General features: G+C 71.3%; 14 protein-coding genes, 1 CRISPR repeat array and 1 riboswitch. Of the genes, 9 read left to right on the top strand and 5 right to left on the bottom strand.

The annotated features are described in order from the left end of the window. The first annotated feature begins 28 nt into the window (after positions 1–28). A complete protein-coding gene (locus tag AC0VYM_RS03280) occupies positions 29–457 on the top strand; it encodes an NUDIX hydrolase (RefSeq protein WP_475458781.1) in 429 nt (142 codons plus the stop codon). Here the strand turns inward: AC0VYM_RS03280 and AC0VYM_RS03275 are convergent. Continuing rightward, positions 454–1317 (bottom strand): lysostaphin resistance A-like protein, encoded by an 864-nt coding sequence (locus AC0VYM_RS03275; RefSeq protein ID WP_475458778.1) that lies wholly within the window; start codon positions 1315–1317, stop codon positions 454–456. The two genes, AC0VYM_RS03280 and AC0VYM_RS03275, sit on opposite strands and share 4 nt — an antisense overlap. Positions 1318–1449: 132 nt before the next feature. Here AC0VYM_RS03275 and AC0VYM_RS03270 point away from each other — a divergent pair, with 132 nt between their 5' ends. The 3 genes from AC0VYM_RS03270 to AC0VYM_RS03260 are packed head-to-tail and all read left to right on the top strand — an operon-like array spanning position 1450 to position 5816. Then, positions 1450–3168: an ABC transporter transmembrane domain-containing protein gene (locus tag AC0VYM_RS03270; protein WP_475458776.1), complete on the top strand. Its 1719-nt coding sequence runs from the start codon at positions 1450–1452 to the stop codon at positions 3166–3168. Next, positions 3165–5000, top strand: a complete 1836-nt coding sequence (locus AC0VYM_RS03265) for an ABC transporter ATP-binding protein (protein WP_475458774.1) — start codon at positions 3165–3167, stop codon at positions 4998–5000. Before AC0VYM_RS03270 ends, AC0VYM_RS03265 begins: the two co-directional genes overlap by 4 nt. Before the next feature lie 60 nt (positions 5001–5060). Beyond that, on the top strand, positions 5061–5816 hold the full coding sequence (locus tag AC0VYM_RS03260) for a class I SAM-dependent methyltransferase (protein WP_475458772.1): 756 nt from the start codon (positions 5061–5063) through the stop codon (positions 5814–5816). 149 nt (positions 5817–5965) lie between these two features. Here AC0VYM_RS03260 and AC0VYM_RS03255 read toward each other — a convergent pair whose 3' ends face one another. Next, a complete protein-coding gene (locus AC0VYM_RS03255; protein WP_475458770.1) occupies positions 5966–6253 on the bottom strand; it encodes a ribbon-helix-helix domain-containing protein in 288 nt (95 codons plus the stop codon). A 509-nt stretch (positions 6254–6762) separates the two neighbouring features. Between AC0VYM_RS03255 and AC0VYM_RS03250 the strand changes: the two genes are divergently transcribed. From AC0VYM_RS03250 to zwf, 3 genes are all read left to right on the top strand, one after another. Next, positions 6763–7086 carry a hypothetical protein gene (locus AC0VYM_RS03250; protein ID WP_475458767.1) on the top strand — a complete coding sequence of 108 codons (324 nt, stop codon included), beginning with the start codon at positions 6763–6765 and terminating at the stop codon, positions 7084–7086. A 78-nt stretch (positions 7087–7164) separates the two neighbouring features. Then, positions 7165–7641: an NUDIX domain-containing protein gene (locus AC0VYM_RS03245; RefSeq protein ID WP_475458765.1), complete on the top strand. Its 477-nt coding sequence runs from the start codon at positions 7165–7167 to the stop codon at positions 7639–7641. 250 nt (positions 7642–7891) lie between these two features. Beyond that, positions 7892–9313: a glucose-6-phosphate dehydrogenase gene (gene zwf / locus AC0VYM_RS03240; RefSeq protein WP_475458763.1), complete on the top strand. Its 1422-nt coding sequence runs from the start codon at positions 7892–7894 to the stop codon at positions 9311–9313. A gap of 140 nt (positions 9314–9453) precedes the next feature. On the opposite strand, the gene groL is transcribed toward zwf, so the two are convergent. From groL to thrC, 3 genes are all read right to left on the bottom strand, one after another. Next, positions 9454–11085 (bottom strand): chaperonin GroEL, encoded by a 1632-nt coding sequence (gene groL, locus AC0VYM_RS03235; protein WP_378737781.1) that lies wholly within the window; start codon positions 11083–11085, stop codon positions 9454–9456. A gap of 457 nt (positions 11086–11542) precedes the next feature. Then, positions 11543–11998: direct repeats of the CRISPR family, unit length 29 nt; unit sequence GGGTCCATCCCCGCGTGCGCGGGGAGCAG. Between the two features lie 273 nt (positions 11999–12271). Continuing rightward, positions 12272–12550 carry a ubiquitin-like small modifier protein 1 gene (locus tag AC0VYM_RS03230; protein WP_378737787.1) on the bottom strand — a complete coding sequence of 93 codons (279 nt, stop codon included), beginning with the start codon at positions 12548–12550 and terminating at the stop codon, positions 12272–12274. Between the two features lie 44 nt (positions 12551–12594). Continuing rightward, positions 12595–13854, bottom strand: coding sequence for a threonine synthase (thrC, locus tag AC0VYM_RS03225; RefSeq protein WP_475458760.1), 1260 nt, complete (start codon positions 13852–13854; stop codon positions 12595–12597). Positions 13855–13867: 13 nt separating this feature from the next. Next, positions 13868–14008: riboswitch (SAM riboswitch) on the bottom strand. 270 nt (positions 14009–14278) lie between these two features. On the opposite strand from thrC, the gene AC0VYM_RS03220 reads away from it, so the two are divergent. Together AC0VYM_RS03220 and AC0VYM_RS03215 are read left to right on the top strand one after the other, a co-directional pair. After that, entirely contained in the window at positions 14279–15724 is a 1446-nt protein-coding gene (locus AC0VYM_RS03220) for an alpha,alpha-trehalose-phosphate synthase (UDP-forming) (protein ID WP_475458758.1), read from the top strand. 188 nt (positions 15725–15912) lie between these two features. After that, entirely contained in the window at positions 15913–16824 is a 912-nt protein-coding gene (locus tag AC0VYM_RS03215) for a MerR family transcriptional regulator (protein ID WP_475458756.1), read from the top strand. Positions 16825–16841 lie beyond the last annotated feature (17 nt).

The following is a 16841-nucleotide window of genomic DNA, read 5'->3' as shown; positions in this document are numbered from 1 at the left end:
CCCGCGCACCGCGACCTAAAGTGGCCACATGTCAGCGAACTCGCTCCCCTCCCCGTCTCCCGCCGTCATCGAGGCCCTGGCCTGGGTCCACGTACGCGACGGCCGCCTGCTGTGCGTGCGCCCCGAGGACAGGGACCTCCTGTACGTCCCCGGCGGAAAGCGCGAGCCGGGCGAGAGCGACGAGGAGGCGGTGGCCCGCGAGACCCTGGAGGAGGTCAGCGTGGTCCTGCGCCCCGGCACCTTCGACCTGGTCGCGGAGATCGACCAGGAGGCGCACGCCCAGGCGCCCGGGACCCGTGTGCGGTTGGTCTGCTACTCGGCGGAACACGACGGCGAGATCGTTCCGGACAACGAGATCCTGGAAGCGGTGTGGATCTCCCACGCCGAACGCGACCGGTGCGCCCCGGCCGTACGCGACCTGGTCGAGATCCTGCACCGGCGCGGCGAGCTCCCCTAACGCGAGGCCCGCCCCGGTGCGGACGGCGCCGGGTCGGGGGCCCTCCGCGACCAGGTGCCGGTGTCGCGCAGGAACAGCATGGCGACGGTGACCCCGAGCGCGAACGGCAGCAGGAAGACGGTTCCCATGACCGTCTCCAGGCCGTCGACCTCGAACAGGCCCCAGTTCAACAGCCCCTGGGCCGCGACCTGGAAGGCCAGGTGGAAGCCCACGCAGGCCCAGACGTTCCCGGTGACCACACGCAGGCAGCCGAGCACCACGCTCATGCCGAGGAACAGCGGCAGCCTCTCGGCGAGGACCTCCCACCCTCCGGTGAGGACCCACAGACCCGTCCCCCACAGGGTGAACAGCGCCGCCTGCCCGAACACCGCCAACCAGGCGGCCATCGCGGTGTTGAGGTTGCGGAACAGGTATCCCCGGAAGATCAGTTCCTCCGGGAGCGCCTCGTAGAGCAGCACCAGGACGGTGAGGGCCGCCAGGGAGAGCACGACCTCCGTCAGGGGCACGGCCGGGGTGACCGACGCGCCGAGGGCGAGGGCCACCCCCAGGCCCACCGCCGCCGGAAGCAGCCAGGAGAGCGCGCCCACAAGGAACGGCCACCAGGCGTCCCGCGGACCGGTCAGCCCCAGGCCGGACCACGGGCGGCGGTCCAGGTACCGGCGGGCCGCCCAGACCAGCGCGGTCCCGAGGACGCCGATGACCACGGCGTTGATCCAGTGCGCGAGGTTGCCCTGACCCCCCGGTTCGTCCGACAGCAGGTCGTTGGCCAGGAGCAGCGCGGACCAGAGCAGGACGGCACCGGCGGTGACGGCCGCGATCCGCAGGGGGAGGCCGGGCCGGTCAGGAAAGCTGTCGTTCATGGGTCCAGGGTTCCGTCCCGGCCCGCACCAACACCATCCGGGAACACCCGGAGAATCCCCTGAACCGCCACTGCGCGGGACGCGAGAAAACCAGTGGCCTCCTCCGGTCTCCGCTGGTTAGGTTCGGTAACCGTGCGCGTACTTCCCCAGCCTCCGGGCGACCCGGACCACCGATCCGCCAACCGCTTCCTGCTCTGGCTCACCCGCATGGAGTGGCGTTCACTGCTGTACGCGTCGCTGATCGCCTCCGCGTACTACCTGAGCACGATCCTGGTGTCGTTCGTGCTCGGCGCGGCGCTCGACTCCGGGCTGGCCGAGGGCGGGTACGGCACCCTGCTGTACTGGTTCGCGCTCATCGGACTGTGCGCCGTGGCGGGCGCGGCCCTGACCCCCCTGTACGAACGGGCCAGCTGCTTCAACTGGTACGCGTCCGCCTACCGCACGGTGCAGCTGATCACCCGCCGCTCCTCACGCCTGGGACCGACGCTCACCCGGCGGCTGCCCACCGGCGAGGTGGTGGCGGTCGGCACCGACGACATCGACCAGATCGGTGAGCTCTACGAGCGCTCCAACCTGTTCGTCTCCTCGGTGGTCGCGGTCCTGGTGGTCGCCTTCCTCATGCTCACGTCGCACGTCACCTTCGGGCTGATCGTCCTGGTGGCGGTACCGCTGATCGTCGTCGGCATGGTCCCGCTGCTGCGCCCGCTCAACCACCGCACGCACGCCCACCGCGACCGCCAGGCCGAACTCACCACGCGGGCCACCGACCTCGTGGCCGGGCTGCGGGTCCTGCGCGGGGTGGGCGGTGAACGGTCGACCGGCGAACGGTACCGCGCCGAGTCGCAGCGGGTCCGGGCCGCCGGGGTCCGGGTCGGATGGATGGACGCCGCACTGGAGGCCGTCCGCACCCTGTATCCGGGACTGCTCCTCGTGGGGATCGTCTGGTACGGCGCCCGGCTGGCGCTGGTCGGTGAGCTCACGGTGGGGCAGCTGGTCTCCTTCTACGGCTACACGGGCGCACTGGCCAGCGCCGTCCGCTACTTCATGCTCTTCTCCTCCGACCTGGTGACCGCCAGGGTCGCCGCCACCCGCGTGGTGCGGGTCCTGGGCATGGAGCACGACCTCACCGAACCCGCGATCCCGGCGGAGGCCCCCGCCGGACCGCGGGACCTGCACGACCCGGGCAGCGGCGTGCTCCTCGCACACGGGAGGGTCACCGGCGTGGTCTGCGCCGACCAGACCGACGTGGGGCCCGTGATCGAACGGCTGGGCCGCTACCGGGACGGCGGCGGTGCCGAGCTGTCCGGTGTCCGCCTGGACGCCCTGCCGCTGCGGGAGGTCCGCCGTCGCGTGCTGGTCGCCGCCAACGACGCGCACCTGTTCTCCGGCCGGTTGCGCGACGAACTCGACCCGGACGGCACCGGCTCCGACGAACACGTCACCGCGACGCTCCGCGCCGCGTCGGCCGAGGACGTGCTGGCCCAGTCGCCGCTGGGACTGGACGTCGAGCTCACCGAGCGCGGCCGCGAGTACTCCGGCGGCCAACAGCAGCGCCTGCGGCTGGCCCGTGCCCTGCTCAGGGACCCCGAGGTACTGATCCTCGTCGAACCCACCTCTGCGGTGGACGCCCACTCGGAGGCGGCCGTCGCTGAACGGCTCCGCGGGGTCCGCGCCGACCGCACCACCGGGGTGGTCACCACCAGCCCGCTCCTGCTGGACCGCACCGACCACGTCCAGTTCGTCGTGGAGGGCCGGGTGGCCGCCGAGGGCGCCCACCGGGACCTGCTCCGCACCCACGACGCCTACGCCGCCACCGTCCTGCGCACGACGCTGGAGGAGGAGAGGGTATGACCCAGACCGCCGACCCCCGTCCCTCAGGCGACCGACCCGGGTCGCCCTCCCCCGGCGGGCCGCCCACCGCCGCGGTGGACCCGGCCGCCCTGCCTGTGGCGCCCACTCCCGAGGTGTGGCGCCGGCTGCGGCGCGCGGGCCGCGACCACGGGCCGCTCCTGCTCCAGGTGGTGGTGCTGTACGCCCTGGCCACGGGGGCCGCGCTGGTCGCCCCGTGGGTGCTCGGAATGATCATCGACGCCGTCCGCGACGGGGCCGGCCCGGAGCGCGTGGACGTCCTGGCCCTGGTCATCGTGGCGTCCCTGCTGGTGAACGCGGGCCTCCTGCTGGCGGCCGTGGCCCAGTCCATTCGCTTCGGAGAGGGGCTGCTGGCCGAGCTGCGTGAGGAGTTCGTCCGGTCGGTGCTGCGATTGCCCCTGGGCACCGTGGAACGGGCGGGCACCGGCGACCTGGTCTCGCGCACCGGCCGCGACGTCAACTCCCTCAGCGTGATGGTCCGCGAGTCACTGCCCGTGTTCGCCACGGGCGGGGCGACGGTGCTGGTCATCCTGGTCGCCCAGGCCTTCCTGCACCCGGCGCTCATGCTCGCGTGGCTGCCGTCGGCGCTGATCATCTGGGTGAGCACGCGTTGGTACGCGCGGCGGGCACCGGACGGGTACCTGGCCGAGATGGGCACGTACTCCCGGCTCACCCAGGGCGTGTCCGACACCGTGGAGGGGGCGCACACCCTGGAGGCGCTGGACCGCCAGGAGTGGCAGGACCTGCGCACCGACGCCGACGTGCGCCGCGCGTACCTGGCGGAGCGGTACACGCTCTGGTTGCGGACCGTGTGGTACCCGCCGCTGGAGTTCTCGTACATGGTCGCCTCGGCGACGACCTTCCTGGTCGCGGGGGCGCTGTACGTCCAGGGCGGGCTGTCCCTGGGGCAGATCGCCACCGCGGTGTTCCTGACCGTGCAGATGTCCAAGCCGTTGGAGCGCATGATCGACCAGATCGACAACGTGATGGTGGGCTTCACCGGGATGCGGCGCCTGTTGGGGGTCCGGACCCCCGAAGAGGCCACGCGCCCCGAGGCCGGGACCGGGAACGGTGAGCCCGGTGGCGTGGCCGTCGACGGCGTGCGGTTCGGGTACACCCCCGGCACCGAGGTGCTGCACGGGGTCGACCTGGACCTGCGCCCCGGGGAGCGGCTGGCCATGGTCGGCCCGAGCGGTGCCGGGAAGTCCACCCTCGGAAAGCTCATGGCCGGGGTGTACCTGCCCGGTGCCGGTACCGTCCGCGTCGGCGGCGCGGACCTGGCCGCGCTCTCCCCCGAGGAGCGCCGGGAGCGGGTGATCCTGCTCAGCCAGGAGAGCCACGTGTTCCGGGGGACTCTCGCGGAGAACCTGGCCCTGGCGCTGGAGGACGACGGCGCGGACCGGGACCGGCTGTGGCGGGCGCTGGAGGCGGTGGACGCCGACACCTGGGTGCGGTCGCTGCCGGAGGGCCTGGACACCCGGGTGGGCTCGGGGCAGGACGCCCTGGACCCGGCCCACGTGCAGCAGCTGGCCCTGGCGCGGGTCGTGCTGGCCGACCCGCAGGTCCTGGTGCTGGACGAGGCGACCTCGATGATCGATCCGCGTTCGGCCCGGCGCCTGGAGGGTTCGCTCGCCGGGGTCCTGGCGGGCCGTACCGTCGTGGCGATCGCCCACCGGCTGTACACCGCGCACGACGCGGACCGGGTGGCCGTGGTGGACGGCGGCGAGATCGTCGAGCTCGGCACCCACGACGAACTCCTCGCCCGGGGCGGTTCCTACGCGAGGCTGTGGAACGCCTGGCACGGGGAGGGCTGACCGTCCGGGGCACCGGAAAACCAGTGGACGGTCCGGCCCCTCCCGGGTGATCCTCCTCGGATGACCACCCCCGGAATTCCCCCCCTGTACCGCGACGTCGACTTCAACGGCCCGCTCAACGACGAGCGGGCCGTTCGGCTGATCCGCTCGCTCGGGCCCCTGGCCGGACGCCACATCGTGGACGTCGGCTGCGGCTGGGCGGAGCTCCTGCTCCGCGCGCTGGCCACCGAGCCCACCGCGACGGGGTTCGGCATCGACCTCAGCGAGGACTACGTCCGGCTCGGCCGGGCCAACGCCGAGGAGCGCGGGCTGGCCGACCGGGTCGAGCTCGTGGCCGGGGACGTCGGCACGTGGCGGGGCGAGCCTGCGGACCTGGTGCTCAACATCGGTGCCAGCCACGCCTGGGGCGGCGAACCGGTGGTGCACACCGCCAACGCCCTGGCGGCGCTGGCGGACCTGACCCGGCCCGGGGGGCGGGCGGCGTTCGCGGAGTGCTACTGGAGGCGGCCACCGACCGACTCCGAGTTGGCCGCCATGCCGTTCATCCCGCGCGAGCAGTACCGCTCCCTGCCCGAGCTGGTGGACTTCGCCCTCGCGCACGGCTTCCGGCTGATCGCGCTGACCGAGACCACCGTGGACGAGTGGGACGAGTTCGAGAACCTGCACTGCCTGGGCTGGGAGGACTGGCTCCTGGAGAACCCGGACTCACCCGACTTCGAGGAGGTCCGCGACCGCGCCGACCGGCACCGTCACGCGCGCGTGCACGGCCAGCGGGAGACCCTGGGCTTCGCCTACCTCACCCTGCTACGGGTCTGAGGCGGGGCGGCGACGCGCGGGCGTCGGAACGTCCTTCCTCCCTCGACGGTCGTGCGCCCGACCGGGCCGCGGTGGTGTGGACACTCGGTGCTCGCGGTCGGGGCACTGGCACGGCACCCGGGATCTCCGGGCATGACGAAGGGGAGGGTTCAGAAGAAGCGCAGGCGCTCCCGCTCCTGGCTCTCGGCGTTCTCGACGTAGACGCGGTCGCCCTCGGCCATGACGGACTCGAGGTAGGCGTACACCTGAAGGGCGCGGTTGATGACGTCGGTCTGGGTGTCACCCGTGGCCGCGACGGCCTCCTCCATCGCCTTCGTGGAGCGCGCGGTGAGGTTGACGGTGACTCGCGCGGGGGACCCGGCGACCCTTCTCCCGGCGGGTCGGCCCCGTCCCTGGGAGGCGTCGGTCAGTTCGGTTCCTGTGCCCTTGGGTGACATGGCGCGACCTCGTTCTCTGGCTTGACTGCGGTGGTCTCGATCCGCGAGGAGCCGCGGGAAACACGAGCTCGGGGAGTGCCGGAGACACCGCGCGCGGGACGGCGCGGTCGGCACGGGGAAACGACGGGGCTCGCACGGAGGATCGAACGCCTCGACGCGGTGATCCCTCCGGCAGCGGCACGGGCCGGGGCACATCCATGAGCTGTTCCCGGCCATCGGCATATCCCCCCAGCACTTCCGCGTCTTTGGTAAGGCTATCAATATCCTGACAGCTGTAGTTAGTCAGAGTCAAATGCATCAATCGTCCGCACGTTTGATGCATGGTATCCGCCATGGTGATAGGCTACGGAGCGTGGACACTCGGCGCTCCGGCGTCACAGGTGCCGACCTGGCCCCCATCGCACCAGGGAGCAGCACCACCCCCCTGTACGCCAACGGCTGGAGGTTCGTTCATGGGAGATCCCCCGGGGCAGCCCCCGCAGCAGCGGGAGACTCGGGAAGAACCACAGGTGACGGAGCTCCGTCTGGACGACGAGACCCCGCGCTCGCGGGCGGACGTCGACATCGACAGAACCCCCTTCACCTACGGGATGGAGGCGAGCCTCAACTCGGAGGGGCTCTCGGCCCGCTTCAAGGGGCGGGCCCGCGCGGGTTCCCCGGCGGAGCGGGCGTCGGCCTCCCTGCTCGCCCTGAGCGGAACCGTCCTTCCCCCTCTCGCGCTCGGCGGCCTGGCCCACGTCGTCGGAGCCCCCGCGACCGTCACGCTGATCGTGGCCGGGGTCGCGTGGGTGCTCGCCACCCTGGTGGCCCTGCGCATCACCGGCACCCGGTAGACCGTCGGTGACCGGCTCCGGTCCCCACCGGAGACGGTCACCGACGGCCCTGCCCCCGCCGCTCGGTACGGTCGCCTCATGGACTTCACGGAACACCCGGTCTTCGGTGACCTGGCCGCACGGGCCCGCGCGCACGGGATCGGGCGGTACGCGGCGGGGGCGATCGTGCACCGGGGCCGCGGGCGGGAGATCCTGCTGCTGCGCCGCCGCGACGACGACACCTCCCACCCCGGAGCGGAGAGCCTTCCCTCGGGCGGGGTGGACCCCGGCGAGGCGATCCTGGACGGGCTCGCCCGAGAACTGCGGGAGGAGATCGGGCGCGCACCCGGGCCACTCCCCCTGGAACCCTTCGTGACCTGGTTCGACTACGTGTCCCGGCACGGGGTCCGCAAGCGCCAGTTCACCTTCGCCCTCCCCCACGACGGGGCGGACGTGGTGCTCTCCGACGAGCACACGGACCTCCGCTGGGTTCCGGCCGAGGAGTACGCGGACAGCGACCTCACCCCGCAGGTCAAGGCGGCGGTGCGCGCGTGGCTCGACTCCCGGGGCACGTGACCCTCCCCCGCCCGTGATCCCCGGCGCCCTCGGCCGACGTCCCGGAGCTCCCGGTCGACGTCCCTGCGCGGCACCCTCCCGGCCACCGACCGACGACCGCTCCCACCCCTGACGGCCGCGTACCGGCGCACGCACCCGGCTCCGTCCGGTCACCCATTCTTGGCCCGCCCTTGGGCACGTCACCTCCCCGAACCGGGTACCTCCGCCAACGTGCGCGGCCCGCGCACCGTCCGGCCGACGAGGGGACAGCATGACCACGGGACCCAACGCCGACACCCTGGTGATCTTCGGGGTGACCGGTGACCTCGCCAGGAAGTACCTCCTCCCCTCCCTCTACCACCTGGTGGAACGGGGAGAGCTACGCGCCCGGATCGTGGGGGTGGCCCTCTCCGACTGGGACACCGAGGCGCTGCGGCGCCGGACCCGCGAGGCCGTCACCGATCACCTGGCCGAGACCGACGGGTCCGCCCCCGTGGACGAGTCCGCCCTGCGGTCCCTGACCGACCGGATGACCATGGTCACCGGCGACCTCAACGACCCCCGCACCTACGCGGACCTGGCCGGGGCCCTGCCCGACGGCACCCACACCGCCCACTACCTGGCGGTCCCTCCGGCGCTGTTCACCATGGTGGCCCGCGCCCTGGCGGACGCCGGGCTCAACCGGGACGCCCGCCTGGTGGTGGAGAAGCCCTTCGGCCACGACCTCGCCTCGGCCCGCGAACTCCACCGGGCGCTCCTGGACTGCTTCCCCTCGGAGAGCCTGTACCTGGTCGACCACTTCCTCGGCGAGGAACCCGTCCGGGGGCTGCCGGTGACCCGGTTCGGCAACACCCTGCTGGAGCCCGTGTGGAACCGGGCGTTCGTGGACAACGTGCAGATCACCATGGCCGAGGACTTCGGGGTGGACGACCGGGGCTCCTTCTACGACGCGGCGGGCGCGGTCCGGGACGTGTTCCAGAACCACCTGCTCCAGCTGTTCGCCCTGCTCACCATGGACGCGCCGGTCTCCACCGACCCCTCGGTGGTCAAGGACGAGAAGCTGCGCCTGCTGCGCGCGGTGCGCACCCTCGAACCGGCCGACGCCGTCCGGGGCCGCTACCAGGGCTACCTCGGCACGGAGGGGGTGCGGCCCGGCTCCACCACGGAGACCTTCTTCGCGCTGCGCATGTGGGTGGACAACCACCGCTGGGCGGGCGTGCCGTTCTACGTGCGGTCGGGCAAGCACCTGCCCCTCACGTCGTGGGAGGTGGTGGCCGAGCTCAGACGCCCCGCCGCCGACCTCTACCCGGGACCGGCCAACCTGGTCCGGTTCCAGCTGGAGCCGTGGTCGGGGGTGACCTTCGAGATGCTGCTCAACGAGCCCGGCGCGGAGAGCGACTCGGCGGCGCGCCTCGTGCTCGGGGCCGACGTGGGACGCCAACTGGGGCCTGGGCACGAGGCCTACGACCACGTGCTCCACGGCGCCGTGGTGGGCAGTCCCGAGCAGTTCGTGCGCTTCGACGTGGTCGAGGAGTCGTGGCGGATCGTCGACCCGCTGATGGACCTGTCGACGGAGCCCGAGCCCTACCCCCGGGGCTCCTACGGGCCGGAGTCGGCGCAGGTCCTGCCGGGGCCCCAGAGCTGGCACCCGCTGGCCGACGCGATCCGCCCGCGCGAGGGCTCCCGGGGCTGAACACCGGCGGGACCGGGCATCGGGAGGGGCCGAACGTGCGAAACCGGGCGGCCCCCTTGGGGACCGCCCGGTCGTCGCGGGCGAGGTCGCGTATCCGGACCTCAGGCGCCTACGGGCTCACGCCCGGTGTCACGGACCTGCTAGAAGTCCATGCCGCCCATGCCACCGGTCGGGTCGCCGGCGGGAGCCGCGGCCTTCTCCGGCTTGTCGGCGATAACGGCCTCGGTGGTCAGGAACAGACCAGCGATGGACGACGCGTTCTGCAGAGCGGAACGGGTGACCTTGGTCGGGTCGATGACGCCGTCCTTGAACAGGTCGGTGTACTCGCCGGTGGCGGCGTTGAGGCCGAACCCGGGCTCCAGGTTCTTGACCTTGTCCGCCACGACGCCGCCTTCGAGGCCGGCGTTGACCGCGATCATCTTGAGCGGCTCGGCGATGGCGCGACGCACGATGTCGGCGCCGATGGCCTCGTCACCGTCGAGGTCCAGCTTCTCGAACGCGGGGACGCTGGCCTGCAGCAGCGCGACGCCACCACCGGGCAGGATGCCCTCCTCGACCGCGGCCTTGGCGTTGCGGACGGCGTCCTCGATGCGGTGCTTGCGCTCCTTGAGCTCCACCTCGGTGGCGGCACCGGCCTTGATGACGGCCACGCCGCCGGCCAGACGCGCGAGGCGCTCCTGGAGCTTCTCGCGGTCGTAGTCGGAGTCGGTGCGCTCGATCTCGTTGCGGATCTCGTTCACGCGACCGGCGATGGCGGTGGCGTCACCGGCACCGTCGACGATGGTGGTCTCGTCCTTGGTGACGACGACCTTGCGGGCGCGGCCGAGCAGGTCGAGCTCGGTGCTCTCCAGCTTGAGGCCGACCTCCTCGGTGATGACCTGGCCGCCGGTCAGCACGGCGATGTCACCGAGCTGGGCCTTGCGGCGGTCACCGAAGCCCGGAGCCTTGACGGCGACGGACTTGAAGGTGCCGCGGATCTTGTTGACCACGAGGGTCTGGAGGGCGCCGTCAGCGACGTCCTCGGCGATGACCATCAGCGGGCGGCCGGACTGGAGGACCTTCTCGACAACGGGCAGGAACTCGTTGTTGTTGGAGATCTTCGAGTTGACGATGAGGATGTACGGGTCCTCGAGGACCGTCTCCATGCGCTCAAGGTCGGTGGCGAAGTAGGGCGAGATGTAGCCCTTGTCGAAGCGCATGCCCTCCGCGAGCTCGAGCTCGAGACCGAAGGTCTGGCCCTCCTCGACGGTGATGACGCCTTCCTTGCCGACCTTGTCCATCGCCTCGGCGATGGTCTCACCGATCTGGGTGTCACCGGCGGAGATGGAGGCGGTGGAGGCGATCTGCTCCTTGGTCTCGACGTCCTTCGAGAGGTTGCCGAGCTCCTCGTTGATGCGGGCCACGGCGGCCTCGATGCCGCGCTTGAGGCCGATCGGGTTGGCGCCGGCGGCGACGTTGCGCAGCCCCTCGCGGACGAGGGCCTGGGCCAGGACGGTGGCGGTGGTCGTACCGTCACCGGCGACGTCGTCCGTCTTCTTGGCGACCTCCTTGACCAGCTCGGCCCCGATCTTCTCCCACGGGTCCTCGAGCTCGATCTCCTTGGCGATGGAGACACCGTCGTTGGTGATCGTGGGGGCGCCCCACTTCTTCTCCAGGACGACGTTGCGACCCTTCGGGCCGAGCGTGACCTTCACGGCGTCAGCGAGCTGGTTCATACCGCGCTCGAGGCCGCGACGGGCCTCCTCGTCGAACGCGATCAGTTTGGCTGCCATTGAGTTCTTGTCCTCCCGTGACCGGGCTGATACGCGATGGGACGAGGCGTGCGCCCGCGACGGACGACCGCTTCCGCACCGGCAACCCTGCTGCCGGAGGTCCACGGTCTCGCAGCCTCGATCCGGTTAGCACTCGGCAAAGGTGAGTGCTAACCACTCCCTTTTTTAGCACTCGGCCATGGAGAGTGCAAACGATGTGGTCACGATTTCTCCATCTGGAGAAACAGCCGTGACCAGGACGAACTTCCCTCCCCACAGCGGTTTGAGCGCTCCGCGAACAGAAGGCGAACCCCTGGTGGACCTGGTGGCCAGGTAGGTACCGGCCCGGTGACCAGGGGTCCGCCGGTTCAGCCGTTGAGGCGGCGCATCGAACGGGCGCCCACCACCAGGGCCACCACGTGTCATCCCCGCGTGCGCGGGAGAAGCGGGCGACCGCTTTGGGGATTGCGCCGTCCGTGGGTCCATCCCCGCGTGTGCGGGGAGCAGATCGGGGCCTGTGTGGGTCCCCGGCGTCCGGTGGGTCCATCCCCGCGTGCGCGGGGAGCAGTGGATCTCGACGCGGACGTCTTCCCGGTGGTCGGGTCCATCCCCGCATGCGCGGGGAGCAGTGTGGGCTTCGGGGCCGCTTCACGGCCTGGACGGGTCCATCCCCGCGTGCGCGGGGAGCAGCACCACGACCGGCCGGGCCGCTTCCGCCAGGCGGGTCCATCCCCGCGTGCGCGGGGAGCAGCCGTTCGCGGTCCAGTACTGCCAGCCGGTCACGGGTCCATCCCCGCGTGCGCGGGGAGCAGCCGCTGTACGTACTTTTGTGCCACTCGGGGCGGGGTCCATCCCCGCGTGCGCGGGGAGCAGGGGTCTACTGGTCGTCGGGGTGAGTGAGGCCCGGGTCCATCCCCGCGTGCGCGGGGAGCAGACTTCTTGAACAGGCAACTTACCAGCGGCAAGGGGTCGTTTTTCCAACTTCTCGAAAGTTGGACACCGAGGACAAACCAACCATAGGCCACACGGCTCATCGCCTCCCGAACCCAGCCACGAAGCCACGGAACCTGATGTCGGCCCACTCCACCTGGACACGGACATCGCCACCCTCGTCCCAGAAGAATCCTCCTCCCAGGTTACGAGGGGCCGGACACACGGACGGGGCGGGCGCCCTCCGGCGCCCGCCCCGTCCGTGTGGTGCCGTCGGTCAGCAGCCCCCGGCGACGGCGGGGATGATCGAGATCTGCTGGCCGTCGCGGACCTCGGTCTGGAGGCCCTTCTCGAAGCGGACGTCCTCGTCACCGACGTAGACGTTGACGAAGCGGCGGACCTTGCCGTTGTCGTCGAGCACGCGGGCGCGGATGCCCGGGTGGTTGGCCTCCAGGTCGTCGAGGACCTCGGCCAGGGTGCCGCCCTCGGCGGTCACCTCGGACACGTCGTTGGTGTAGGTGCGCAGGATGGTGGGCACGCGGACGCTGACGCTCATGGTGTTCGTACTCCTGGGACGTGGGTGGTGGGAGGGGGCGCGGGTCAGGCCAGGCCCTCGGCCTTGAAGGCCTCGACGGACGGCTTGATGGTGGCGGTGACCCCGGAGTCGACGGCGTTGAGGGTCTTGAGCCCGTCGCCGGTGTTGACGATGACCGTCTCCGCCTCGGGGTCGAGCGTGCCCTCGCGGACGAGCTTGCGCAGGACGCCGGTGGTCACGCCGCCCGCGGTCTCCGCGAAGATGCCCTCCGTGCGCGCCAGCAGCTTGATGGCGTCGACGATCTCGTCGTCGCCCACGTGCTCGATCGCACCGCCGGTGCGGGTGGCGATGTCCAGCACGTACGGGCCGTCCGCCGGGTTGCCGATCGCCAGCGACTTGGCGATGGTGTCCGGCTTGACCGGCTGGATGACGTCGTGCCCGTCGGCCCAGGCCCGGGCGACCGGCGAGCAGCCGGTGGCCTGCGCGCCGAACACCTTGTACGGGCGGTCCTCGACCAGGCCGACCCGGATCAGCTCCTGGAAGCCCTTGTCGATCTTGGTGAGCTGGGAGCCGGAGGCGATCGGGATGACGATCTGCTCGGGCAGGCGCCAGCCGAGCTGCTCCGCGATCTCGTAGGCCAGCGTCTTGGAGCCCTCGGCGTAGTAGGGCCGCAGGTTGACGTTGGTGAAGCCCCAGCTCTCGCCCGCCTCGTCACCGATGAGCTCGGAGCAGAAGCGGTTGACGTCGTCGTAGTTGCCGTCGATGGCCACGACCTTGCCGCCGTACACGGCGGCCATCACGACCTTGCCCTCCTCCAGACCGGCCGGGATGAACACGCACGAGTCGAACCCGGCGCGGGCCGCGGCTGCGCCCACGGCTCCGGCGAGGTTGCCGGTGGAGGAGCAGGAGAGGGTGGTGAACCCGAAGGTGCGGGCGGCCTCGACGGCGATCGCGACCACGCGGTCCTTGAAGGAGTGCGTGGGGTTGGCCGAGTCGTCCTTGACGTGCAGGGACCGCAGGCCGAGTTCGGCGGCGAGGCGGTCGGCCCTGACCAGGGGGGTGAGGCCGGGGTTCATGTTGGGGAGGTCGGCCACGTTGTCGGGGACCGGGAGGAGGGAGCGGTAGCGCCAGATGTTCTTGGGGCCGCTCTCGATCTGCTCCCGGGTGACGGTCCCGAAGTCGTAGGCGATCTCCAGGGGGCCGAAACAGAACTGGCAGGCGAAGATCGGCGCGAGCTCGTAGCGCTCACCGCACTCCCGACAGGACAGGGCGGTCCCGGGGCCGAAGGCGCGGACGGAGGTGGGTTCAGCGGCGGCAATCGCCATGGCGAGGCGTCTCCCCTCATCTTTCCTGGTGGCCACCTTGACCCCAGGCCGGAGTTGGCACCTGCCTCGACGGGTCGCGGTGATCGCGGTTCCACATGTCGAGATGGTTGCCGGGGCTTCGCAGGGCCGGTCCCTCCACCCCTCTGGATGAGCAATATGAAGTTGTGGCGGTTCTTCTCCGAGAACGCACCGTCACTGTAACTGAGGTGCTGACCGATTTTCCACGCCGGGTGATCCGGATTACACAATCCGGCTCGCATGGTGAGACGGCACCGTCCACGTGGGGCGCGACCCGGAGGCGGCCTCCCCGCCCGTGTGACGGTGTCCACGGTTGACTCTGAGGGGGTTTGGGGCCGCTGCCCGCAGGCGAGACCTAGGGGAAGTGCGTGATCCCCGGACCATCCTTCGTCGAGAGGACGACCACGTGGACAAGGCTCAGATCCTCATAGCCTCCAACAGGGGCCCGGTCTCCTTCTCCACCGCCGACGACGGTTCCCTGACACACAGTCGGGGCGGCGGCGGACTGGTCTCGGGGATGATCTCCGTGGCCACCGAGATCGACGGGCTGTGGGTGTGCGCGGCCCTGTCCGAGGCCGACCGTCGGGCCGCCGCCGAGGCGCCGGGGGCCCGTCTGGACCTCGCGCACGACCTCGACGGCATGCGTGTCCACATGTTGGAACTCCCTGAGACGACCTTCTCGGGCGCCTACACGGGGGTCGCCAACTCGACCCTGTGGTTCGTGCAGCACATGCTGTACGACACCCCGAACAAGCCCTCCTTCGGCTCGGACTTCCGGAACCTGTGGGAGGACTACGCCGCCTACAACAACGCCTTCGCGGAGGCGCTGGTCGGCGGTGCGGCCGAGAACGCGCGCGTGGCCGTGCAGGACTACCACCTGGCGCTGGTGCCGCGCATCCTGCGGGCCCGCCGCCCCGACCTGCGGATCGCGCACTTCTCGCACACCCCGTGGGCCCCGCCCGAGTACTTCCGGATGCTGCCCGCCCAGGTGGCGCGGGAGCTGCTGGAGGGGATGCTCGGCGCGGACCGGCTGGGGTTCCTGAGCCCCCGCTGGGCCGACGCGTTCCTGCGCTGCTGCGCCGAGATCCTGCGCGCCGACGTCGACCTCGAACGCCGCACCGTGGAGTACGGGGGCCGGGTCGTCGAGGTGGGTGTGCACGCCCTGGGCGCGGACGAGGAGGGCCTGCGGGAGAGCGCCTCGGAGCCCGCCGTGGCGGACCGCAGGCGCACGCTGGGCGAGGCCGTGGGCGACACCCGCCTGATCGTCCGCGTGGACCGCACCGAGCTGTCCAAGAACATCGTGCGCGGCCTGGAGGCGTACCGGGAGCTGCTGACGGCGCACCCGGAGTGGCGGGGCCGGGTCACCCACCTGGCGTTCGCCTACCCGAGCCGGGGCGACGTGCCGGAGTACCGGGAGTACACGGAATCCGTGCTGCGGACCGCGAAGGAGATCAACGAGGAGTTCGCCACCCCGGAGTGGACCCCGCTGGTACTGGAGGTCAACGACGACTACCCGCGTTCGCTGGCCTCGTTCCAGATGGCCGACGTGCTGCTGGTGAACCCGATCCGGGACGGCATGAACCTGGTCGCCAAGGAGGGCCCGGTGCTCTCCGAGCGCGACTCGGTGCTGGTGCTCTCGCGTGAGGCGGGGGCGGCGGACGAGCTGGGCGACGCCGCGCTGCTGGTCAACCCCTACGACACCGTGGAGACCGCTGAGGCGCTGCACCGGGCGCTGTCGATGTCCGAGGGCGAGCGCAAGGAGCGCCGGGAGCGGCTGGCCGAGGCGGCCGTGGCGCTGCCGCCGCGCCGGTGGTTCCAGGAGCAGCTGCGCGCCCTGGGCGCGCACGGCTAGGCCGTGTAAGGGGTTCGGCTTCCTGCGCACGCTCCGCATGCTGATGCCCGCGATGCGGGGTGAGGGGCTCCTTCCGGTGAGCGATGGTCGGTGCCGGGTCGTCGCTGCCCGCGGCGGGTTGCACCTTCCGTAGCGGCATGTGGTCCTGTGGACCCACGTCCCGGTCCCTTGAGGAGAGGTCCCCGCTCATGCACCTGTCTTTCGTCCCGCCCCGTCAGGTCAGGATCGGTGACGCGGCGGCCTTCGCCGGCACCACGCCACGGGCGATCCGCCATTACCACGGGATCGGTCTGCTCCCCGAGCCTGAGCGGGGCGTCGACGGCCGCCGCCGCTACGGGTACGAGGACATGATCCGCCTGCTGTGGATTCGCAGGATGGCCGACGCAGGGATCGCCCTGGACGACATCCGTGACTCCTTCGAGACCGGCGCGACTTCCGGCGGTGCGGACGGCGGAGGCGGTATCGCGGGCGTCCTGGAGCGGTTGGAGGGGACCCTCGCCGAACAGGAGGCGGAACTGCAGCGGCAACGGACCGCCGTGCAGCGGATGCGCACCGAAGGCAGCCGGATGGGCCTGCTCTCCGACTTCGTCACCGACCGTCTCAGGAGCCTGCCCGAGGGCTCCCTGCGTCAGGCGGACCTGGACACTCTGCTGATCACCGAGCGGGTCTTCGGCCCGCTCGGCGCGGCCGTCCAGGCCACCCGCTTCATCGCCCTGGCCACGCATCCCGCTCTGCGGGAGGACTCCGACCGCGTCGATGCCGCCGAGGAGGCGCTCGACGACGGTGTCGCCGTCGACGATCCACGGGTGGCCCAAGTGGCCGCCGAGCGGCACGCCTTTGAAAGAGCCCTGCACGCCGTCATCGAGGAGTCCGGCCTGGACGAGGACGACGACGCCCTCTTCGACGCCTGGGACACTCTGCACCCCGCTCCCGCCGACGCCGACGACGGCGAGGACGTGATCGGCTCCGGCAGGCGGGAGGCCGGATCCATGAGCGCGTTCGAAGCCATCGGCAAGATGCCCTACGACGTCTCCCCGGCCCGATGGCGCTGTATGGAACTGGCCATCGAACTGTCCGCCCAGGACTCACCCGCCCCCTAGGACACGGCCAGACGGGG

This window comes from Nocardiopsis sp. iso_237 (assembly GCF_056173345.1).
This window is presented reverse-complemented; position numbering and strand designations above follow the sequence as displayed.